Source organism: Brachyspira pilosicoli (assembly GCF_019402445.1).
Taxonomy (GTDB): Bacteria; Spirochaetota; Brachyspiria; order Brachyspirales; family Brachyspiraceae; genus Brachyspira; species Brachyspira pilosicoli_B.
This window is the reverse complement of record NZ_SRZM01000369.1, coordinates 1-7623: the sequence shown is the minus strand read 5'-3', so window position 1 is coordinate 7623 and position 7623 is coordinate 1. Positions and strand designations below refer to the sequence as shown.

At 29.4% G+C, this 7623-nt stretch carries 7 protein-coding genes; 4 read left to right on the top strand and 3 right to left on the bottom strand.

Features of this window, described 5'->3' with window-relative positions; genetic code table 11:
- Positions 1-668 (top strand): DMT family transporter (locus tag E6A48_RS10855; protein WP_219710271.1); only part of this gene is annotated, 668 nt, incomplete at its 5' end.
- Here the strand turns inward: E6A48_RS10855 and E6A48_RS10850 are convergent.
- Together E6A48_RS10850 and E6A48_RS10845 are read right to left on the bottom strand one after the other, a co-directional pair.
- Positions 658-1536, bottom strand: coding sequence for a hypothetical protein (locus tag E6A48_RS10850; RefSeq protein ID WP_219710269.1), 879 nt, complete (start codon positions 1534-1536; stop codon positions 658-660). The genes E6A48_RS10855 and E6A48_RS10850 overlap by 11 nt on opposite strands.
- 5 nt (positions 1537-1541) lie before the next feature.
- Complete coding sequence (locus E6A48_RS10845) at positions 1542-1961, bottom strand: Rrf2 family transcriptional regulator (protein ID WP_219710267.1); 420 nt, start codon at positions 1959-1961, stop codon at positions 1542-1544.
- A gap of 126 nt (positions 1962-2087) precedes the next feature.
- On the opposite strand from E6A48_RS10845, the gene E6A48_RS10840 reads away from it, so the two are divergent.
- From E6A48_RS10840 to E6A48_RS10830, 3 genes are all read left to right on the top strand, one after another.
- A complete protein-coding gene (locus tag E6A48_RS10840; protein WP_219710265.1) occupies positions 2088-2864 on the top strand; it encodes a protein-ADP-ribose hydrolase in 777 nt (258 codons plus the stop codon).
- 12 nt (positions 2865-2876) lie between these two features.
- Positions 2877-3731: an SIR2 family NAD-dependent protein deacylase gene (locus E6A48_RS10835; RefSeq protein WP_219710263.1), complete on the top strand. Its 855-nt coding sequence runs from the start codon at positions 2877-2879 to the stop codon at positions 3729-3731.
- Between the two features lie 115 nt (positions 3732-3846).
- The gene (locus E6A48_RS10830) at positions 3847-4482 is read left to right on the top strand and encodes an NAD(P)-dependent oxidoreductase (RefSeq protein ID WP_219710261.1); all 636 of its coding nucleotides are present in this window, start codon (positions 3847-3849) and stop codon (positions 4480-4482) included.
- Positions 4483-4573: 91 nt separating this feature from the next.
- Here E6A48_RS10830 and secA read toward each other — a convergent pair whose 3' ends face one another.
- Positions 4574-7510 (bottom strand): preprotein translocase subunit SecA, encoded by a 2937-nt coding sequence (gene secA, locus E6A48_RS10825; RefSeq protein WP_219710259.1) that lies wholly within the window; start codon positions 7508-7510, stop codon positions 4574-4576.
- Positions 7511-7623: the final 113 nt, after the last annotated feature.

The following is a 7623-nucleotide window of genomic DNA, read 5'->3' as shown; positions in this document are numbered from 1 at the left end:
TTTTTAATACTTTTGTATATTTGGCAGCTCATACTTCTAATGCCACTAATATGTCTTTGATAGCAACATTATCCCCTATTATAATCGCTTTGATAAGTAGAGTTCTATGGAAAAAACATTTAAGCAAAGCTCAAAAACAAGGATTATTTATAATTATTTTAGGTGTTATTATATTACTCACTAAAGGAAGCATAGAAGTTATTAGCAAATTAAAATTTTCTATAGGCGATTTATATATGATTTTCGCTGTAATATTATTTGCAGTATATACTCTAACATTAAGGGTTAAACCAAAAGACTTCCCTCAAACAACTTTTTTCTATCTCATGGTAGCAATAGGGCTTATTCCGTTAGCAATATTAATGATTCCTAAATATATTAACAATCAAGCACATATTCTAAACTTTAATTCTGCTATTGTGCTTATATATATTGGTATATTTCCTTCAGCTTTGGGATTTATATTTTGGAATATAGCAGTATCCAAAATAGGTGCAATGAAAGCAAGCATAATATATGATTCTGTGCCTTTTTTCTCTACAGTTGGTGCTATTATTTTACTTCATGAAAAACCATATATAGCACAAATAATAGGCGGAGTTTTAATATTACTTGGAATCATATATTCATCTCTTGCTGATAATAATAAAAAAATAATTACGAAATAATTTTATGTATTGATTTTTCTATTATATCCATTTTCTCTTCATATGCATTAGTATTTTCTATTCTCTGAATGCCGTCATAAGCCTGCCATAATGATACTAAAGATATATAATCTTCATCTCTATCTTCTTCTTTATAGTTACCATACACAATAGATGAAAGTACGCATTCAAAATCACTAGTTATTGACTTATATATATTTATTGCCTTTTCATTATCATCAATCTCTTCAAAACAAATTGCTGTTTTTATCAAATCAGGTCCAATCAATGCCCTATAGTCTTGCATAACATTAGCAGTAATATAACTTTTATAATGCATAACCTCTGCCCTGCTTCTAGCATCTCCTGCCATCTCTGAAAATAAAGCAAGTACATCGAAAATATTTCTATACACAGAGGAAGATTTTATTGTATTCATTTTATCTTTCTCAAAATTAGATACCAAATTATGCGATATTACAGATATAGATTCATAAATATATTTTATTATTATATTTAATTCATCTTGATACTTACCAAAATATAAAGCAAAAATAAATCTTACAAAATCCCCATATAGTAAAGCATTATTTATATTCGTATCGAAAGAGATATTTTTAATAGAGTTAATAGTTTTATTTTTAAATAATTCATCTATAACTTTTATCACACTCCCATCATCATAATAATGAAGCTTTGAATATTCCGATACAAATAACTCTATAGCATTAAGCTTTCTTTTATTATTATCTGCACTAAACTCTCTTAAATAAGATTCTATAGTTGATTTAGCCAAAAAAGTATTTGAAGAAGATATTGCTTTTAATATATCAGAATATTCTCCCTCAAATAACTCTTTTTTTAATTTTATTATATCTTCATTAATCATACAAATTAATCTCTTATATCATTAAATATATCTTTTAATGTAATTTTTTTTAATTTATCTTCCATAGCCTTTTGAATAATTTCAAGCTTTGGCAGTAATGCTGAAGTAATTTTTTTTCCAACTGGGCATTTTTGGTTTGGATTTTCATGAAAACCAAATAGATTGTCATCATCTAAACTTTCTACAGCATTAAATATATCAAGCAATGTAATATTTTCTATTTTTCTATTTAATGAAATGCCGCCAGTACCTCTTTTTACTGTGATGATATTTGCTTTTTGCAACTGTATTAAAATATTTCTTATTATAACAGGATTAACATTAACACTGCATGAAATAAAATTAGAAGTCATTTTCTCATCTTTAAAATAAAGAATACAAATGAGAGTATGTATTGCTATTGTAAACCTTGAACTAATCTTCATAAGAACATCCTTAAATAAAATTATAATATATTTATTTCATTAATGCAAGAAAAATATTGTAATACTTGACATTACATTAAAACAATATATCATTGTAATAACAACTATTACAATAGAGGGGCATTCATGGATAAACTATTATTTTTAATAGACTTTCTTATAAAAGAAAAAAATTATAGCTATGATGAAGATTTAAATAAGGCTATAAAAGAAAATGATGAAGAAAAATTATATAATTATTTTAGATGTTTAATGAATATAAGAAGCCCAGATAATATAAGCGAAGAATACTTAAAAATAGAAGATGAATATTTGCAAGATAGACTTAAAAATAAAAGAATAACAAGTATAGATGATATAAAACCTATAAAGGATAATTTATATATATGGCAAGGCGACATAACAACTCTAAAAATAGAGACGATAGTAAATGCTGCTAACTCTGCTATGCTTGGTTGTTTTGTTCCGCTTCACAAATGCATAGATAATGCAATACATAGTGCATCAGGAACTAGATTAAGACTCTATTGCAATGATATTATGAAAGGAAACCTTGAAAAAACAGGAGGTTGCATCATAACACCTGCATTCAATCTTCCTAGTAAATATATTTTGCATACAGTAGGCCCCATAATAAAAGATGAAGTTTCAAAAAATGATGAAGAGCTTTTATACAAATGTTATAAGTCTTGTTTAGAAACAGCTAAAAACAATAATATAAAAAGTATAGCTTTCTGTTCAATATCCACGGGAGAGTTTAGGTTTCCAAATGAACTTGCTAGCTCTATAGCAGTTAAAGCAGTGAGAGATTTTTTAGAGAATACTGAATACAATATAAAAATAGTATTCAATGTATTTAAAGATTTAGATTATAAACTTTATAACAATATTTTAAATAATTAGAAGGTAAAAAATATGAATGAACAATTAAATGATATTGAATTAACAGAAAAATTAAAATTAGCTATAGAAAAATCAGACTATATATTAATAGGAGCAGGTGCCGGACTTTCTGCCTCTGCAGGTTTTTTATACTCTGGAAAAAGATTTGATGATAACTTTATGGAATACAAAGATAAATACGGCTTAACAGACATGTATAATGCAGGCTTTTACAACTACCCTACTTTAGAAGACTTTTGGGGATTTTTTTCTCTTTTTGTTTATATTAATAGATATGATATTCCGGCAGATGAAACTCATTTAAATCTTTTAGACATAGTAAAAAATAAAAATTATTTTGTAATTACAACAAATGTTGATGGAAGATTTGAAGCAGCTGATTTTGATAAAGATAGACTATTTAAAGTTCAGGGAGATTTTTCTCTTTTTCAATGCTCTATACCATGCAGGCAGGAAACTTTCTACAATGAAAAATATATAAGAGAAATGATAAAACACAGAAAAGAAATGAAAATACCTTCTGAACTTATACCTAAATGTCCTTATTGCGGAGCTAATATGTCAATGAATCTAAGAACCGATGATACATTTGTTCAAGATAAAAATTGGTATAAAGCTAAAGATAAATATCAATCTTTCTTGAATGAATCTAAAGATAAAAATATTTTGTTTTTGGAATTGGGTGTAGGATTTAATACTCCTGCTATAATAAAATATTCTTTTTGGAGAATGGCTTTAAAAAATAAAAACTCAATTTATGCCTCTATTAATTTAAAAAATGTTTTATCTGTTCCAGATTTAAAAGAACGTTCTATATGCATAGATGATGATATATCCAAAGTATTAAAATATATAAAAAACAAATAATTTTAGTTGTAATACTTGACATTACAACTAAAATATGTTATTATAATTGTAATAATAGCTATTACAACTTCTTTAATTAAAGAAAAATATTTTATATAAAAAAGGAGAATAAAAAATGAAAATTGCAATAATAGCAGCAAATGGAAGAGCTGGAAAATTAATTATGAATGAGGCATTAGAAAGAGGATTAGATGTTACAGCTATAGTAAGAGATAAAACAAAAATCAATAATTCAAAAGTAAAAGTTATAGAAAAAGATTTATTTAATTTAACAAAAGATGATTTGAAAGAATTTGACACTGTAATGAGTGCATTTGGAATATGGGAGGAAAAAGAACTTGATAAGCATTCATTAGTTATGGAGCATTTATGTAACATACTTGCAAACACAAATATTAGATTAATGGTGATAGGAGGAGCAGCAAGTTTGTATGTCAATAAAGAACATACTATGATATTAAAAGATACTCCTAATTTTCCAGATATTTTTATGGGGGTGGCTGTGAGTTCTATTAAAGCATTTGATATATTAAAAAGCAAAAAAGATGTTTTATGGACTTATGTATCACCTTCTGCAGATTTTCAAGCTGAGGGAGAGAAAACAGGAAAATATAATATAGGTCATGACGAATTATTAGTTAATTCTAAAGGTGAAAGCTGTATTAGCTATGCTGATTATGCTATAGCTTTTGTTGATGAAATACAGAATAAAAAATATTTAAATCAAAGAATAACATTCTGTTCAAAATAAAAAAACAATAATATAAATATAAATATAAATATAAAGCGTATAAAAGATTATTTCCTTTATACGCTTTTATTTCTAATTTTCTTTAATTAAATTAATTATCTTTACTGTCTTTACCATGGCAATGCTTATATTTCTTACCGCTTCCGCAAGGGCAAGGGTCGTTTCTGCCTATTTTGTTTGTCATTTTTACTTGGGCCTGTGCTATTTTTGGCTTAGCATTTTGATTGTTATTATCCATTGCACTAGCACTGCTCTTCTCTTCAACTCCGCCATCAAAAGCACTTTCTCTTTCTGTGTTATTAAATGCATTAGGCATTATTCTCACTCTCATTAAAAGATTAATAAGCTCATTATGAATAACATCCATAGTAGCTACAAACATCTTATAGCCTTCAAGTTTATATTCTGTAAGAGGGTTTTTCTCTGCATACCCTCTAAGCCCTATACCCTCTCTTAAACTGTCCATAGCAAATAAATGGTCTTTCCATCTATTATCTATAATTGAAAGGAAAATATTTTTCTCTACTTCTCTGAATATCTTTTCATCTACTTCGAGAGATTTTTTTCTATATGCTTCTAATAATATGTTTGTAAGATTTTTTATTGCATTTTCAACTCCGCCTTCAACAGTTTTGTTTGCTGCATCTTCATCTATACCAATCAAATAACTGTTAAGCCATTTTGTTATCTCCATAGGATCAACAGTTTTTTTACCGTCTGCTATCTCTCTAACTGTAGAATCAGTTACATCAGAAATAATCTCTTCTATTCTTGGCGAAATATCATCAGAATAAAGTATATAATCCCTCTCAGCATAAACCGCCATACGCTGTTGATTCATAACATCATCATACTCGAGCAAATGCTTTCTTATATCGAAGTTTCTGCCCTCAACTTTTCTCTGAGCATTTTCAATAGATTTGTTAAGCCACTTGTGTCCAAGCTCTTCTTCTTCACCCATACCCATAGCAAGCATCATGCTAGAAACTCTCTCTCCACCAAAAAGCCTCATCAAGTCATCTTCAAGCGATAAGAAAAATACACTTAAACCAGGGTCTCCCTGTCTTCCGCTCCTACCGCGAAGCTGATTGTCAATACGTCTAGCCTCATGCCTTTCACTACCTATAACATGCAAACCGCCAGCCTTTAATACAGCCTCTTTATCAATCTTAGACTTTTCATTTATTTGTGTGATTCTATCTACCTTCTCAAGCATCTCTAAAGCATTGTTTTTTTCAGCTAACTCTCTAGCCTCATCAAGCTTACCCGCAATAACAAATCTTACAAAAGCTTCTTTATAAAGGTCTATAGATTTTATTTTTTGATTTAACTCTTCTTTTTTGTAAGGGTCCCTCTCTTTAAATGCCCTATCTCTCATTATTGTAAGTATTTGCTCTATCTCAGAAACACCCTTAGCAATAGGGTTACCTCCAAGAACAATATCCGTACCACGACCTGCCATGTTTGTAGCAAGTGTAACAGCACCAGGCTCTCCTGCTTGTGCTATTATCTGAGCTTCTCTTGAGTGGTTTTTAGCATTAAGTACTTCGTGAGTAATTTTATGTCTTTTAAATACTTTGGATAATTCTTCGTTCATCTCAACAGACACTGTACCAACTAGTACTGGCTTTCCTGCATCTTGAAGCTCTTTAATATATTTTGCTAATGCCTCAAATTTTGCCTTTCTTGTTCTATATATTCTGTCTGATAAATCCTGTCTTGCTATAGGTTTATTTGTAGGAATAACTGCAACATCTAGCTTATATATTTTATAAAACTCTTCTGCCTCTGTTTCAGCAGTACCAGTCATACCAGAAAGTTTTGGATACATTCTAAAATAGTTTTGGAAAGTAATTGTTGCATAGGTTTGAGATTCATTTTGTATAGCAACTTTTTCTTTGGCCTCTATTGCTTGGTGAAGTCCATCGCTATAGCGTCTTCCTTCAAGAACACGTCCTGTAAACTCATCTACAATCAAAACCTCTCCGTCTGTAACCATATAATCAACATCTCTTTTAAATACCTTATGAGCCTTTAATGCCTGATTAACATGGTGAACTATTGTACTGCTTTGAGCTCCGTAAAGGTTTTCTATATTAAGAAGCTTTTCTACTTTCTTTACACCCTCTTCTGTAAGGTATACATTTTTATCTTTTTCTATTAATACATAATCACCAGTGCCTGCAACCTCTCTCATTCTCTCATCAGTTTCTGCCTGCTTAAGCATAGGTATAATTCTATCTATCTCATAATACATTTTAATATTTTTTTCTGCAGGTCCTGATATTATAAGAGGCGTTCTTGCTTCGTCTATTAAAATACTGTCTACCTCGTCTACTATGGCATGATAAAACTTTCTCTGCACTTTATCTTCTTTTCTCACAACCATATTATCTCTTAAATAGTCGAAACCAAACTCGTTATTAGTACCATAAACAACATCGCAATTATAAACAGCTCTTCTCTCTGGTGAATGCGGCCTAGTATTATCAAGTATACCAACACTAATACCAAGCATAGAGTATATAGGCATCATCCATTCAGCGTCCCTTTTAGCAAGATAATCGTTAACTGTAACTACATGCACACCAAGCCCTGTTAAAGCATTAAGATATACTGCCAAAGTAGCAACAAGAGTCTTACCTTCACCCGTTTTCATCTCAGCAATTCTTCCTTGATGAAGCACAGCTCCTCCCATTATCTGCACATCAAAATGCCTCATGCCCGTAGTTCTTAAACTTGCCTCACGCACAACCGCAAATGCCTCTGGAAGTAATTCATCTAATATATCTTGAAGTTTCTTTTTATTCTCTTCTTTTGATAAATCTAATTCCTCTGTCTTACAGCCTATATAATCCTCTACTCTTTGTCTGAACTCTTTTGTTTTATTAGTTAACTCTTCATTAGTTAATTTCTTTATTTCTTCTTCAAATGTTAATGTTTTCTCTGCTATAGGTTTTAATATTTTGGCATCATTTTGTTCTTTAGAGCCAAATATTAATTTAAATACTAAATCCATCGCTCCCATTATAGGTAAATCTCCTTTATTAAATCAAGATTGCTTAAACATTATAAACAAATAAACAACTAAAAATATTCTTTATTTAAACTTAATAATAACATATAATGTAAATATAATAA